This window comes from Chitinophaga sp. CF118 (genome assembly GCF_900112615.1).
In the GTDB taxonomy this organism is placed as follows: Bacteria; Bacteroidota; Bacteroidia; order Chitinophagales; family Chitinophagaceae; genus Chitinophaga.
In genome coordinates this window covers 453765-469500 of sequence record NZ_FOMK01000001.1, presented here as the reverse complement: position 1 = coordinate 469500, position 15736 = coordinate 453765, and the positions used below count along the sequence as shown (strand labels likewise).

The following is a 15736-nucleotide window of genomic DNA, read 5'->3' as shown; positions in this document are numbered from 1 at the left end:
TTCGTATATATCGGTAACAGTTTGGGTTAAAGGGTTTAGTAGTTCGGTAAATAGTATATCTTATAACAAAGTAAGAAATAATAGCATATTTATTAATAATATGGGTTTAATAAATCTTAATAATATTAACTTGCAATAGGTAAAATATTAACCTTTATTTGATACTTGTTTTTTGGGTTAATAAAGAGACTTTGATAAGTCAGAACATTCGAAAATAAGGCAGAGGTTAAATATGCAATTTTAAAGAGTATTTGCATAAACTCTGAATAATTTATATCTATGTACAACTTCTTGGTTATTGTATAAAATCTTAAAATTTGGTATTTTAGGTAAAATAAATAGGGGACTTATTTTAATAGCAGAACTTGTTGTGATAAAACTTTATATCCTGAACAGGATTTGGTCATGTTGAAATATTTTAGAGCCAGCAGTAACAATGAACTTGTAACCACGTATTGAAAAAAAAGACGTTCAATTTTTAACTTCCAGTAGAAACCCTTGTTGTGATAAAACTTATATCAGAAACAGGGTATTGCCATTTTTAGCTATTTCAAGACAAACAATTAACTTGTAATTACGTAACTAAAAAAACAATCATTTTTTTATTAGTAATACGATGTGTGCAATTCTGTAATATGAAGGTATAATTGCCTCATTTTACTATGCAAATATAAGGCGAACTGATTGTCTGTACTAACTTAGAACTGTGCAATGACGGTATAACAATAAAAAATAGCGTTACATAATTTAAACTATCATAAAGATAGTCAACCAATTTCTCGTCTTTAAAAAGACGGGGTGGGATTTTATTGCTTAAAAAATACAAAAACAGTAATGAAAAATAGCTTTACATAATTTAAACTTTCGTGTTAGAATAATCAACCAATTTCCTGCCTTTAAAAGGTGGGGTGGAATCTTATAGCCTATAAAAAATTACAGGAACAATAAATAAATGTAGCAGAATCAAATATTAAACTGTGTAATAACGGAGCAATTTAAAGTTGGACAATGAAAAATAGCGTTACATAATTTAAACTTTCGTTTGGAATAGTCAACCAATTTCCTGCCTTCAAAAGGCGGGGTGGAATTTTATTGCTTATAAAAAAACGCAGGAACAATGATGAAATGTAACAGAACCAAAATGGAGCCTTTGGCTCATGACTTAGAAAGAGTGCAGCGCACTTGTAAATTTTCAAACCAAAAACTAGATCGATGATGAGACAACTACATTTGCTGATTATTGCATTGCTACTATCCTCTGTAGCATTTGCTCAAACAAGACAGTTTAATGGAACTGTCAAAGATTCAAAATCAGGGGCACCACTTCCTGGGGCAACTGTTCAGGCAAAAGGAAAGAACATCGCAACGGTTTCCGGTAGTGATGGTTCCTTTGTTTTGAAAGCTCCTATAGGTGGTTTTACATTGCAGGTTTCACTGATAGGATATGGAACGAAAACAACCCAGATCACTGCTGATCAATCTTCCATCGATTTGATAATGGATGAGGCTTCCACACAGCTGGGAGAGTTGGTTGTAACAGCATTGGGTATTGCAAAAGATGTTGGTAAAATAGGGTATGCCGTTACAAAAGTAGAGGGTAACCTGATGAGTCAGGCAAGAGAATCCAATGTAGCGCTTTCTTTGGGAGGCCGCGTTGCAGGTTTGAATGTTCATGGCTCAAATGGTGGTCCCGGTTCTTCTGCCCGTATCCTTTTAAGAGGTATGCCGAGCATGAACTCCGGTGGAGCACCATTGTTTGTAATTAATGGCGTTCCTATGGATAATACCCAGCGTGGTAGTGCTAATGAGTGGGGTGGTGCTGATGCCGGAGACGGTATTGCAAATATCAACCCTGATGATATTGAAAGCATGACTGTCCTCAAAGGGCAGGCTGCATCTGCATTGTATGGTGCACGGGCTTCTAATGGAGTTATTCTGATTACTACCAAATCAGGTAAAAAGGGTGCTTTCTCTGTTGAATACAATATGAACTATACGATAGATAGGGCGATAGATTATACTGATTACCAGTATACATATGGTCAGGGTCGGAATGGTAGCAAACCTAATAATGCTGCAGATGCCCAGGGTACTTCAAGATTAAGCTGGGGTGCCAAGCTGGATGGATCATCATTTACGCAGTTTGATGGTAAAACATATGCTTACTCAGCATATAGAGATAATATTGAAAAATTTTACAGGAATGGGCCATCTTTTACTAATACAGTAGCAGTTTCGCAGGGTGGGGATAAAGGTAATTTCCGTTTATCATTGTCCAACCTGGACAACAAGTCTATTGTTCGTAATAGTGGACTTAACCGCAAAAGTTTTAATCTGAACCTGGAGCAGAAAATAACCGATAAGCTGAATGTAAAAGTGCTGGTGAACTATCTGGATGAAGCGCAAACGAACAAGCCTCAGTTAAGTGATGGTCCTTTGAATGCCAACAACGGGCAGTTCCTTGCTACCAACATCAACGAAGAGATCCTGAAGCCAGGATTTGATGCTAATGGCAAGGAAGTACTGTTTACAGACGATAATTTTGTAACGAATCCATGGTTCGTGGTTAGCAGGTATGTAAATAATATCAACAGAAAACGTCTTATCGCTGCCATTACTACCCGTTACGATATTCTCAGTTGGTTGTACGTACAGGGAAGGGTTGGATATGATCTGGAAAATGACCGGATTTTAAAGGTAGAACCTACCGGAACAGACTATACGAGAAATTCTAATTTTAATAATCAGACAGGTAGTATTAATCAGAGCACTATACAAGCCTACCAGTTAAACACGGACCTTTTCCTTGGTGTTAATAAACAGATTACGTCAGATCTGATACTGGATGTAGTTGTAGGTGGTAACATACTGAAGGCCGGATCTGAAACTGTGGGCGTTACCGGTGGTCCGTTTATCGTTGATTACCTGTATACTCCTACAAATGTGTATTCTTTTAACAGGAATTACGATTATACCAGAAGAGAATCTCACTCCGGTTATTATACGGTGGACTTAAATTATAAGAGTTTTATTACATTAAATACTACGGGAAGGTATGATGCATATTCAACACTGGCTGGCGTGGGGATACCGGATGCTCAAACCCGCGTATTTACACCTTCAGTTTCTGCCAGTTTCGTATTCTCCCAGGTAGCGCATATACCCAAAATGAGCTATGGTAAGGTGCGTGCATCATATGCGCAAACCAGCGGTGAAAATACTGTTCCCTACCAAACTTCAGTTTACTATGGACTTGAAGGAACAATTAACGGATCTCCTACGGGCAGATTCAGTAATGCATTGCCTAGTGGTAGATTAAAACCATTCAGGCTGTCTGAAATTGAAGTAGGAACAGAGCTGAAATTTTTTGATAATCGTTTAGGGTTTGACCTTGCATACTTTAGTCGCAAAACAAAGCACGAAATTATGAGTGCGAATTTCAGTACCTCAACAGGTTATGCATCGGGAGTTGTACCTACTGGTTCTACACAGAACAGAGGTTTAGAAGTATTGGTAACTGGTACTCCTATAAGTCATAAAGACTTTAACTGGAATGTTTCTTTCAATCTGACTACTGTAAAGAACAAAATTCTTGAAACAGATGATAAGGGACTGACAGTTACACTCGGTACTGATAGACCCAATCATGGTTCAATCTCCACCGCATTTGTAAAAGGAATGGCGGGGCCGCAGATCCTGGCTTATGACTTTAAATATGATGCCAAAGGAGCAATAATAGTAGATGCTTCCGGTTTACCCGTACAGGGGAATCAGATCTCTTTAGGAACCGTATTACCTACATTATATGGTGGTTTGAATAATGATTTCACTTACAAAAATTTTAATCTTTCTTTCCTGATAGATTATAATTATGGTAATAAACTTATTTCTGCTACCAAGGCTTACAGCATTTTTGATGGCTTACATAAAATGACCCTGACAGGCAGAGAAGGGGGAATTACAACCGGTGTTCATGCAGATGGTACTACAAATACGACCACTGCCAGTGCACAGGCTTATTATCAGAGTTTAATAACGAACAATATCAATGCAGTAACAGTAGAAGATGGGGATTACATCAAACTCCGCCAGATTACATTGGGATACACTATTTCGGAAAACGTTTTGGGAAATATGCCGCTGATTCGTAGCATACAGGTTTCCCTTGTAAGCCGTAATCTGTGGACAATAATGAAACGTACCGAAAACATTGATCCTGAAGCAGGATTTTCTACCCTGGTTAAATACGCAGGTATTGAAGGTACAGGTGTTCCTTCTACCAGGACCTTCGGAGTAAATGTTAATTTCAAATTTAAATAAGTAAAGACATGAAAAAACTACTGATATATATTGGTATTGCCACTGTTCTGCTGCAGGTGGGATGTACCAAAGATTTTACGAAAATAAATACGGATCCTAAGCAGACAGCCGTTATTGATCCTAATTATTTGCTGACAAGTGCTCAGTATGTTTATTCCTCACAGGGGTACAATATATTCCTGTTTGAGAGCATGTGGGCACAAACATTAGCTTCTACGTCTTCCCTCACGTCTAATTATTTGTCCAATGCGGATAAATATGTGGCTTCAAGTGGAACGACAGATTATCAGGGACGTATCTGGAATACGGATTTCGGCGCCACAGATCAGTTTTTTACAGGAGCAGCCAGCCTTGTATATGAAGCTATGAATATATCCAAGGCTGATGCCAGCAAGGATAATATTACCGCCATCTGTTCAATTATGAAAGTACTCATCCTGGAACAAGCAACAGATGTATATGGCGATATTCCTTATTCCCAGGCACTACAGGGGAAAGCGGGGATTACACAACCTGCTTACGACAAACAGCAGGATATTTACAATTCCATGCTAAGCGAACTGGATGCTGCAATCGCTATGTTTGATGCTTCCAAAGTTTTGGCTACGGGAGATATGTATTATAAAGGCGATATTACGAAATGGAAAAAATTTACCTACTCATTAATGCTGCGTATTGCTATGCGCTTAACAAAGGTAGATGCTGCCACTGCGAAACAATGGGTGGAAAAAGCAGATGCCGGCGGTACATTTGCCAGCATAGCCGATAATGCTTTTATCGCAACACAAAATTCCAACGGACATGATAATGCACTGGCGAGAGTATATGGTGTTGATATTTACCAGACAAGATGGAGCAAAACACTGATCGATTATCTCAGAAAGAATAATGATCCAAGACTTACTGTAGTTGCCGAAGTGCCTCCTGACGGGCTTGCTGCGAACAAATCAACAGCAGCAGGTGTAACAGATTCTTCGGTACAAATAGGTTTACCTAATGGTTTTGATCTGAATGGCGGCAGTTTTGATATCAGCACTTCAGCTGGTTATCCGGGTCCTACCGGTACCGGAGCGGATATTACTCCTATCGGAAAATACTCCCGTCCCACGGCATCTGTTTATGCTAACGGTAATGGACCTATTTTCGTTCTTACTTATGCAGAGACAGAATTGTTGCTGGCAGAAGCTGCTGCAAGAGGATGGAATGTAAGTGGTTCTGCTGCTACACACTATGCCAATGGCGTGTCCGCAGCCCTGCAGTCCCTGGCTACACTTGGTTCTGCGCTTACTATCTCTGCGGCTACTGCAACTGCCTATGCGGCATCGCATCCGCTGGATGTATCATCTCTTAATAACTCACTGAAACAGATCAATGAACAATATTGGGCTACTACCGGAACTATGTTTAATTATATTGAAACATGGATTAACTGGAAAAGATCCGATTACCCTGTGTTGACACCGGTAGTCTTTCCAGGTAATTTTTCTCATGACGTAATACCCAGAAGACAACAATATCCACCGTCAGAAAAGACGCTTAACGGCACCAATTATACGGCGGCTGTAAGCACATTGACTGGTGGTGATGAATGGAACTCAAGGGTATGGTGGGATGTTCCTTAATGCGGGGCAGAGTATAATACTTTCAATGAATTCATAAAAGTTAATGCGGTTAAAATGGTTTGTGCCACTGGATATCGCATTAACTTTTCTTCTTTTAGTAGTGCACATGAAAAAACGTTCATTCAATGATTAATTCCACTATTTTTCCTGATCACCTCAAGAGACAACCTATACTGCAACACATCCTTACGTTTATCATGATAGTGCTGCTGTTTAATTCCTCTGGCAGGGCAATCGCGCAACAACCGCTTTTTCAGTTGTTATCTTCTAAAGCCACTAATATAAAGTTCAGTAACAATATAAATGAAACAGAAAAACTCAATGTACTTGCTTATGAATACTTCTATAACGGAGGTGGTGTTGCCGTAGGCGATATCAATAACGATGGGTTACAGGATCTGTATTTCACTGCCAACATGATGCCCAATAAGCTTTACCTGAACCTTGGTAACATGAAATTCAAGGATATTACCAAAAATGCAGGTAAAGAAATTGATGGCAAACAAGGCGGCTGGAAAACAGGTGTTACAATGGCTGATGTGAATGGCGACGGACTCCTTGATATTTATGTATGCTACTCTGGCAGGTTCAGTGATGAACTGCGAAGAAACCAGTTATTTATTAATAAAGGCAACCTTAAGTTTGAAGAAAAAGCGGCAGCTTATGGTCTTGACGATCCGGGATATAGTACCAATGCCGTTTTCTTTGATTACGATAATGATGGAGATCTCGACATGTTCCTGCTGAACCATAATGTACATAAAATTGACAATATGGAATTTGCCCGGTTAAGGAATGAAACAGATTCTCTGGCGGGCAATAAACTATATAGGAACGAAGGCAATCATTTTACGGAAGTATCACAAAAAGCCGGTATCATACAAAATCCGCTCACCTTTGGATTAGGGGTTGCAATAGCAGATGTGAACCAGGATGGCTGGCAGGATATCTATGTAACGAACGATTATAATGAACCTGATTATTGCTATATCAATAATCACGATGGTACTTTTAAAGAAGATTCGAAAAACTGCTTCCGGCATTTAGCACAGTTTTCAATGGGGGTAGATATTGCCGATTTCAATAATGATGCTTTGCCGGATATTTTGACATTGGATATGCTGCCTGAAGATAACCAGCGGCAGAAATTATTACAACTGCAGGAGAGCTATGAAACCTTTGAGTTAATGCAGTCGCAGGGCCTTTATAAACAGTATATGCGTAACATGCTGCAATTGAATAACGGAGATGGTACATTCAGTGAAATAGGGCAGATGGCAGGCGTATCTAATACAGACTGGAGCTGGTGCCCGTTGATTGCAGACTTTGATAATGATGGTTACAAAGATATATTCGTTACAAACGGTTATCTCCGCGATTACACCAATAAAGACTTTCTGCGTTACTGGGGTGATTATAAAGTAAAAAAGGCGATGGACCGTGAACCGGTGAAGCTGATGGACCTGGTTACAGCCATGCCTTCCACCACTCTGAAAAAATATATTTTTAGAAATAAACATGATCTCACCTTCTCTAATATGCAGAGGGAATGGGGAATGGAGAAAGCCGGCATTTCCAGTGGTGCTGTGTATGCAGATCTTGATAATGATGGTGACCTGGATCTGGTAGTGAATAATATTGACGACGAAGCATCTGTTTATCAGAACATGAGCCGGGAGAATAACCATACGGCTTATGTAGCACTGAAACTGAAAGGAAAAGATGCTAATACTAACGCAATAGGTGCAAAAGTATATGTGTATTCGAATGGATTGTTACAATACCAGGAAGTAAACCCCAGCAGAGGATACCTTTCTTCTGTTTCTACCCAACTGCAATTCGGATTGGGAGATGCTACAAAAGTAGATTCTATCCGGATCATATGGCCGGATAACAAAGTACAACTCCTGAAAAGTGTGGCTGCTAATCAGTTGCTTAAAGTTGATTACGCACCGGATGCAACATTTGCAATAGCTCCTGTAAAAGCAGGGCTTTTCAGTAAGGCAGACGGAATAATTGATTATAAGCATGCTGAGAGGAGTGGGAATGACTTCAAAAGGCAATTGCTTATGATGTTTATGTATTCCAAAGCAGGGCCGGTTTTCGCGAAAGGAGATGTGAATAAAGACGGACTGGAAGATCTGTACATCAGTGGTGATAATGATCAACCCGGAAGGATCTACCTGCAGGAGAAGAACGGCAGCTTTGTTATGAACAGCAAGGTAACATTGGAAGATAAAAAAGAAACAGTGGTATCAGATGCAACATTCTTCGATGCCAATGGAGATGGCTTCCCCGACCTCTATCTTGCCAAAGGTGGTTACGGTCTCTTTGAACCTAATACCCCGGCTTTACAGGATGAATTATATCTCAATGATGGGAAAGGAAATTTCTTCCGGACCAAAGAGTCCCTGCCGGATGTAAGTGCCAGCAGTAAATCATGTGTTCGTCCCTGCGACTTTGATAATGATGGTGATATAGACCTGTTTGTAGGAGGAAGGGTGATTCCGGGACAATATCCTGTGGCACCGGTTTCTTATTTGCTGGTGAATAACGGTAAAGGACAGTTTACTATTGCTGATGTGCCTTTTGCAAAGGCAGGTATGATCACGGATGCACAGTGGTCCGATCTGGATAAAGATGGTAGAAAAGACCTGGTGATTTGTGGTGAGTTTATGCCTATCATGGTATATACCAATAAAACAAATGGATTTACGGATAAAACTGCGGATTACTTTGATCAGCCCCTGGGAGGTTTCTGGTTCAGCTTATCATTGGTAGATGTAGACGGAGATGGGCATGATGATATTATTGCGGGTAATCTGGGTATGAATACACAGGTACATAGTTCTGCAAAAGAACCTGCCGAATTGTACTACGCAGACTTTGATAAAAATGGCTCTATGGATCCGATCCTCAATTTTTATGTGCAAGGGGTAAGTTATCCTTTTGTAAGCCGGGATGAACTGAATGATCAGATCTATCCTATGCGAAGAAAGTTCAGCACTTACAAGAATTATTCAAATGCTACAATGAAGGAGATCTTATCTCCTGAAGATTTGGGTAAAGCTGGTAAGTTAACTGCGAATGAAACAAGAACACTTTGCCTGTTGTATAAAAATGGAAAATTTATTCCGGAGGCATTACCATTAGTGGCGCAGTTCTCCATTGTATCAAGGATCATAACAGAAGATTTTGATCATGATGGAAAGATGGATCTGTTGTTATTGGGAAATCACAGTGATAACAGGTTAAAGCTGGGAAGTATAGATGCTGGTTATGGCTGTATGCTCAGAGGCAATGGAAAAGGAGGGTTCGGTTATGTAAATCAGACTGATGCCGGTCTTTGTATAAAGGGCGATGTAAAATCCGCTGCTACAATTAAGGTTGCTGGTAAGCAATACCTGATCGTAGGGGTGAATAATGAAGGTATCTCACTCTATAAAGAAAATGAACTATGAAAACGCTTATTATAGCACTATTGTTTTTTTGCCAGTTGGGATATGCACAGTATAAATCAGATACTGCTTTTATTAATTATGTTCAACCTTCTGTTTTTTCACTCTCAATGGTGATGATGCATGATGTGGTCAATCCTCCTGCAGCTACCCGTTTTTATAGTTATGCTATGCTGACAGCCTACCAGATAGTCGCCATGCATAATAAGGAAGTTCCCAATGCAAAAACGTTTATCAAATCATTCCCTTTTATCACAATCAGTGATACGATAGGAGAATATGATTATCGTGTAGCAGCGGTGTATGCGATCCTTGAAGCGGGAAAGCAACTGTTGCCTTCAGGTTTTATGCTTACACAGGATGAAGGGAAACTGGTCCAGTTATTTAAGAAAGATAAGGTGCCTGATAGTATTATCGCACATTCTGTTGCCGTAGCAACAGAAGTAGCTGCGCAGATCGTAAAATGGTCGAAAGGAGATGGTTATGGTAAACTCAGTACACGGCTGCGTTATACTCCACAGAAAGAAGAAGGCTACTGGTATCCCACACCACCTGCGTATATGGATGCAGTTGAGCCTCACTGGCGTACTATCAGACCTATGGTTATTGATTCCTGTAATCAATATCCCGCCCTGGATCCTGTACCTTTCAGTAAGGATACCGGCAGTGCTTTTTATAAATTAAATATGGAGGTATATACTGCAGGATTAAATCTTCAAAAAGAACAGGAACACCTGAATATAGCATCTTTCTGGGATTGTAATCCTTTTGCAGTAACTACCTATGGGCATATGGCCATTGGATTTAAAAAGATTACGCCTGGTGGTCACTGGATGAATGTATCTGGTATAGCTGCGCGAAAGGCAAATCTTAATTTTGATAACACAATACTTGTGCATGCCATTTCAGCTATTACTATGATGGATGCTTTCATTGCCTGCTGGGATACAAAATTTAAGACTAACCGCATCCGGCCGGAAACATACATCAACAAGTATATGGATGTTAAATGGAAACCGCTTTTACAAACACCTCCATTCCCGGAATATGTTAGTGGTCATAGTATTGTGTCTACCGCAGGAGCAACAGTATTGACGTATCTGTTTGGAGATAACTTTGCATATAGTGATAATTCTGAAGAAATGTTTGAGATCCCGGCACGTTCATTTACTTCTTTCAACCAGGCATCGCAGGAAGCTGCTATTTCCCGTTTGTATGGCGGTATTCATTACAGGGATGCTATTGATAATGGCGTTACACAGGGAAGACAACTGGCAGAAGGTGTGATCATAAAATTGAAAGCAGCAGGTATTAAGCCTGTTTATTCCGAAAAAAAGGATAGCAGACAGGCATTTCAGGAAAAGATACAATGATGGTTTAACGGTATATTTATCCGCGGGAACAAATAACCCTGGTTATCATAATAAATCAAAAAGCCTCCTGACAGGGCTTTTTGATTTATTAGAGTATTTTCTCTTAATTAAGATTTCTCTAAAGAATAGTTCCCGGTTTATCAGTTTCGATAAATAATGCTAAAGGTTTTACAATATCATTAGGAATAAGTTTATTCCTATAATAAACCGTTAAAAAGCTTTTAAAAGCCACTGCCAGAAAGTCTATGAATATTTTTTTAGATTCAGAAATTTGTATAACCTTTGTGTGGTAATCAACAAAACAAATGGACTCTGATTCATTTAAATTCGCAAAGCTTCTTTATCAGCCCTTCACCATCTTTAACACGTCTCCTCCAAAGATTTAGTTAAACTGACACCGATCTTTTTACAAGATTAATCTTGCACTATATCGCAGTGTGTATTTGTGCCAAACGGTACAAAGAAGATCCGTGTACACACGTGTCAACAACTTTGCCTTTTTTTACTTCAATCAAATATATATGGAATCAACAATTGTTATCAAATGGCTGATACTTATCGGCCTGCCTGTACTGTGCATTGTGCTTTACCGCATTATTCTCCGTTTCTTCTTTGGTGTTGTTATTGTACCCGAAGATAAGATCGGACTTATCACTAAAAAGTTTGTATTAATGGGTAACCAGGAACTACCGGAAGGACGTATTATCGCCACTGACGGTCAGGCTGGTTTCCAGGCGCAAACCCTTGCTCCTGGTGTGTATTTCGGAAAATGGATCTGGCAGTATGATGTTACCTTCCAGCCTTTTACCATCATCCCTACCGGTAAAATCGGCCTTGTACTGGCCAAAGATGGTACAGAGCTGCAACAGGGTGCTATTCTTGCCCGCCGTGTAGACTGTGATGCTTTCCAGAATGCAGAAGCTTTTCTGCGCAATGGCGGTCAGAAAGGGCGTCAAACAGCTATTATCACTCCTGGTTCTTATCGTATCAATACTTTCATCTTTGAAGTAGAAATGACCGATATGATTAATGTACCTGACAACTCGGTAGGTATCGTTACTACTATGGAAGGTAAAGCAATCGAAAACGGCCAGATCGCAGGTAAGATAATTCCCGATCATAACAACTTCCAGGATACAGATACATTCCTTGCCAAAGGCGGTTATAAAGGCTTACAGGAACAGGTGATCCTTTCCGGTTCGTACTTCCTGAACCCCTGGTTTGTTAAAGTAGAAACGCGTCAGATGACAGAAATACCTATCAGCCACGTGGGCGTAGTAATCTCTTATGTGGGTAACGAAGGAGAAGACCTGAGCGGAGTAGAATTCAAACATGGTAATATCGTTGGCAAAAACTATAAGGGCGTATGGGCTGAACCGTTAGGACCTGGTAAGTATCCTATCAACCCGTATATCATGAAGGTGGAATATGTACCAACCACCAACCTTGTACTGAACTGGGCATCTGCGCGCAGTGAGGCTCACCAGCTGGATAAGAATTTGTCTACAATAACAGTGCGTAGTAAAGATGGTTTTACCTTCAATCTGGACGTTGCGCAGATCATTCACATACCGGCAACAGAAGCTCCAAAAGTAATTGCCCGTTTCGGTAATATGAGCAATCTGGTTACACAGGTGCTGGAACCAACCATCGGTAACTACTTCCGTAACTCTGCGCAGGATTCTGAAGTAATAGACTTCCTGAAAAGCCGTAAGGAAAGACAGGAATCTGCGAAAGAACATATTGGCCGTGTACTGGAACAATACAATGTATTTGGTGTAGATACCCTGATCGGTGATATTGTACCTCCTGAAAGCCTGATGAAAACACTAACCGACCGTAAAATTGCGGAAGAACAGAAAGTAACCTACGATACGCAGATGCGTGCGCAGGAAACAAGACAGGCACTCGAAAAAGAAACAGCTATCGCTGATATTCAGAAAGAAATCGTAAAGGCAGACCAGGGTGTACTGATTGCAGAAAGAATTGCAGATGCTACAGTGAAAAAAGCAACAGGTGATGCAGATAGTATGCGCTTACAGGCGAATGCAGAGGCAGACAGGATGAAATTAATGGCGAGTGGTGAGGCTGAAAAGGTGCGCCTGCTGGCTATTGCAGAAGCCGAACGTACAGAGTTGATAGCAAAAGCTGATGCTGAAAAAATCTCTCTGACTGGTAACGCGGAAGCAGAAAAGATCCTGGCTATTGGTAAATCCAGCGCAGAGTCTTACAAACTGGCAGTGGAAGCAATGGGCGGTAATAACTTTACCCAACTGAAAGTAATGGAAGCGATTGGAGAACAACGCGTTAAGATCATGCCTGATGTACTGATCAGTGGTGGCGGAGATGGCACTAACGGACCAATCAGCGGACTGCTGGGATTGAAACTCCTGGAAGAGCTGGGCAATAAAAAGAACCATACATCCAACGACTGATAACCCACTTTGTAAAAAGCTGCTCCCGGAACATGTTCCAGGGGCAGTTTTAATCTATTTGTTTAAATTAGCAGATCAATTCTTTTACCCATATGAATACGTACACACTGGCCCGTGGCTGGAAAATCTTTTCTTATATTTTTTCTGCTGTTCTCATAATAGGCTGCCTTGCCGGTCTGCTTTCCCCGCTTTATGGAACACTGCCTGAACATGTATATTTTATCATCCTGAGTTGCAGCATTATTTTTTTGATATTAGGTATCCTGATAGTATGGGAAACGGAGAAAAGTAAACTGGTGATAGATGACAGGATGGTACGCAAAGAAGGTATCACTACCAGAGAATTATTTATTGATGAAATAGATGGGTATACTATTGATGAAAAATTTATTACCCTTGTACCTAAATCAAGAGATAGAAAACCTATTAAAATAACACTATACCTCGAAAAAATACACGAAATAAAAAATTGGGTATCATTACATTTCACAGACCTGGATCTGGTAGAGAGACTGAATGTCGGTCATGATATATATGGAGATAATCCTGATGTGATACCGGCCAAACTCAATGCAGCAAAGCGTGATATAAGAATAGCGAATGTATTGATGATTGCATTGATAATTGCTGCCTTCTATTTTCGCGATGAACCGTATATGGTGTATGGTATGTACCTGTTGTTACTATTTCCCTGGGCAGGTATATTTCTGCTTTTCAAACACAACGGTATACTCAGGATAGCTACTCCTAAAAATAGCCCTTATCCGTCTGCGGATCTTTTAATGCTGATACCATCATGCGTTATTACGCTAATAGTCCTGATTCAGATAAATATACTGAACTATAATACCATGTGGCTGATTACCGGTGCTGTTGCCATTATCTTTTCTTATTTGCTGATACTTGCCGGAGTATTAAAGAACCCGCTAAAGAAAGTGAGTAAGTTCGGTATAATTGCAGAAATTCTGTTCATGTCACTTGCTTATGCTTACGGAGGCGTAGGGTACCTGAATGCACGCCAGGATAAAAGTGACGCTGTGGAGTATAATGTCAGAGTAATTGACAAAAGAATAAGTAAGGGGAAGAGGACTACCTATTATCTTAAGCTGATGCCATGGGGACCACAAACTAAAAAAGATGAGGTATCGGTTTCCAGTAAAGCATATGAGGAAACTCGTATTAATAATGACGTGAAAGTGTATTGTAAGAAAGGCTGGTTAGGGATTGCGTGGTATTGGGTAATGATATAGTGTTGTATACAATATAAGTTGCAAAAAGCCCCGGTTATGCCGGGGCTTTTTTGTAACTCAGTATAGAATGTTATACTATCTGGCAATATTTACTTTTTGCTTATTAATTGATTTAAGACTGGTAATTGTTTCTATAAGATAGCTACCCGCAGAAAGATCACTTATGTCAATATTTACCTGCGTGTTAGAAGAATCAACATAATTAAATGTTTTCCTGAGTACATCAGCAGCATCATATATTTTTATCTGCCGGATATAAGATGGAAGTATCTCTTTAGAAACACTGCTTTTAGCGATACTGTCTCCAGCCAAACTATTATCTTCCATACTGATTGTACAGGCATCCTGAAAAGCTGTTGCAATTACCTCCTGTAAAGATGTTATAGTAATAGTCTTGCTGAAAGAATTAAAAGATATGACTACATCCTCAGTAGTTTTACTTTTATAAATTCTGCTGGTTGTATCTTTCCTGGCTTGTGCATTAGCCATGTTAAAGAATAAGTAGACAAACCAGAATAACGTCAGGACTGCACAGCGAATAAATAATTTCATAATTGAATAGTTATTTAAATTGTAAATAGTAGTTTATAATGGGGTAATAAGCAGGCATAATATGCCCATACCTTAAAGCAGTTAGAATACTGAAAACAACAACACTTAAGACTGATAAGAACCAGCATCATTGCAACAGAACAATAATTGTTTAAGGGACTTTACGGTTAAAAAGAATGGAGCATAACGATTAATTTAAATTTTACATCAGGGTTTAATTGAAGATAAATGATGATTGCATTGTCTGAAAAAGATGATTTTTAAAACATGATGCAAAGTTAAAGAGGGACTACGCACTCTATTTACGTACTGAAAGAATAAAGACGATTATTAAGAAAATAAAAAGAGCGCGTATCATCCTTTTGATACGCACTCTTTAAAATATTAAATTTCTTTACTGTGATCTGGATGGCGTTTATAAGCCCCGCAAGCCTCTATAGCCCCTGAATCTGTTCAGGATATTAATTGGGCCACATTTCTCTCTTAAAAGCCTTTAAAATGCTTTTTTTCATGCTTTAATAGCTTGTTCTGTTGGTTTTGAGCAATTAAGCTATACCTGGACATGATAGCGGGGAATGCTAAATTCCTATATGCTTATAAGCTGGAAGGCCTTTCCCTATATGGTTCTTATAAGGTTCCTATATGCTTAGCTTATAGAAACCTTATAAGCAGCTTGGAAGCAGGATATAAGCAGCTTATAAGCAATATTCTATAATACAATACCAG

The 15736-nt window shown here is 39.5% G+C and carries 7 protein-coding genes; 6 read left to right on the top strand and 1 reads right to left on the bottom strand.

The features are described 5' to 3' along the window. Window positions 1-1212 precede the first annotated feature (1212 nt). From BM176_RS01770 to BM176_RS01745, 6 genes are all read left to right on the top strand, one after another. Window positions 1213-4320 (top strand): SusC/RagA family TonB-linked outer membrane protein, encoded by a 3108-nt coding sequence (locus BM176_RS01770; protein WP_255373405.1) that lies wholly within the window; start codon window positions 1213-1215, stop codon window positions 4318-4320. An 8-nt stretch (window positions 4321-4328) separates the two neighbouring features. Then, entirely contained in the window at window positions 4329-5942 is a 1614-nt protein-coding gene (locus tag BM176_RS01765; RefSeq protein WP_177230268.1) for a SusD/RagB family nutrient-binding outer membrane lipoprotein, read from the top strand. A gap of 125 nt (window positions 5943-6067) precedes the next feature. Next, on the top strand, window positions 6068-9403 hold the full coding sequence (locus tag BM176_RS01760; protein WP_218162131.1) for a VCBS repeat-containing protein: 3336 nt from the start codon (window positions 6068-6070) through the stop codon (window positions 9401-9403). Further along, entirely contained in the window at window positions 9400-10773 is a 1374-nt protein-coding gene (locus BM176_RS01755) for a vanadium-dependent haloperoxidase (RefSeq protein WP_090098955.1), read from the top strand. The genes BM176_RS01760 and BM176_RS01755 overlap by 4 nt, the downstream gene beginning before the upstream one ends. A gap of 521 nt (window positions 10774-11294) precedes the next feature. Further along, window positions 11295-13208, top strand: a complete 1914-nt coding sequence (locus BM176_RS01750; protein ID WP_090098953.1) for an SPFH domain-containing protein — start codon at window positions 11295-11297, stop codon at window positions 13206-13208. 92 nt (window positions 13209-13300) lie between these two features. Next, entirely contained in the window at window positions 13301-14458 is a 1158-nt protein-coding gene (locus BM176_RS01745) for a hypothetical protein (RefSeq protein ID WP_090098951.1), read from the top strand. A gap of 75 nt (window positions 14459-14533) precedes the next feature. Here BM176_RS01745 and BM176_RS01740 read toward each other — a convergent pair whose 3' ends face one another. Then, a complete protein-coding gene (locus tag BM176_RS01740; RefSeq protein ID WP_143097676.1) occupies window positions 14534-15010 on the bottom strand; it encodes a hypothetical protein in 477 nt (158 codons plus the stop codon). Window positions 15011-15736: the final 726 nt, after the last annotated feature.